The sequence below is a fragment of the Methylobacterium sp. CCH5-D2 genome, assembly GCF_001556475.1.
GTDB lineage: Bacteria > Pseudomonadota > Alphaproteobacteria > Rhizobiales > Beijerinckiaceae > Methylobacterium > Methylobacterium hispanicum.
In genome coordinates, this window is the sequence record NZ_LSIX01000340.1 from 1 (window position 1) to 1,019 (window position 1,019).

Consider the following 1,019-nt stretch of genomic DNA (forward strand, 5'->3'; position numbering starts at 1 on the left):
GGCTGCGGCTTCATCGGCTCGGCGCTCGTCCTGCATCTGGTGCAGGATCTCGGGCACGAGGTCGCCACGCTCGACGCGCTCACCTACGCGGCCAACCCGGTCTCGCTGCAGCCGCTGGCCGAGGATCCGCGCCACCGCCTGATCGAGGCCGACATCTGCGACGCGGACGCCGTCCAGGCCGCTTTCGCGCAGGTCCGCCCGCAGGCCGTGATGCACCTGGCAGCCGAGAGCCACGTCGACCGCTCGATCACCGGACCGGGTGCCTTCATCCGCACCAACGTGGTCGGCACCCAGGTGATGCTGGACGCCGCACGCCGCCACTACGAGGGCCTCTCCGGCCCGGACTGGGACACCTTCCGCTTCCTGCACGTCTCCACCGACGAGGTCTACGGCTCGCTGCCCCCCGACGCCTTCTTCACGGAAGCGAGCCGCTACGACCCGCGCTCGCCCTACTCGGCGTCAAAAGCGGCCTCCGACCATCTGGCGCGCGCATGGCACGAGACCTACGGCCTGCCGGTGCTGGTGACGAACTGCTCGAACAACTACGGCCCGCGCCACTTCCCCGAGAAGCTGATCCCGCTGATGATCCTGAACGCGCTGGAGGGTCGGCCGCTGCCGGTCTACGGCGACGGCCTGAACGAGCGCGACTGGATCCACGTAGAGGATCACGCCAGGGGTCTGGTGGCGGTGCTGGAGCGGGGGCGGATCGGCGAGACCTACCTGCTGGGGGGACGCGCCGTGCGCAACAACCTCGCGGTGGTCGAGGCCCTGTGCGCGGCCTTCGACCGGCTGCGGCCGGAGGGCGCTCCGCACGCGCGCCTGATCACGTTCGTGGCCGACCGTCCGGGCCACGACCGGCGCTACGCGATCGATCCGTCCAAGGCGGAGGCCGAGCTCGGCTGGCGGCCGACCAAGGTGTTCGAAGAAGCGCTGGAGGAGACGGTCCGCTGGTACCTCGCCAACGAGGCCTGGTGGCGCCCGATCCGCGAGGGCCGCTACACCGGCGAGCGCCTCGGCCT

The 1,019-nt window shown here is 71.1% G+C and carries 1 protein-coding gene; it reads left to right on the forward strand.

Going from position 1 to position 1,019, the window contains the following annotated elements:
• Positions 1 to 1,019 (forward strand): dTDP-glucose 4,6-dehydratase (rfbB, locus tag AX737_RS08955; protein WP_156453607.1); only part of this gene is annotated, 1,019 nt, incomplete at both ends.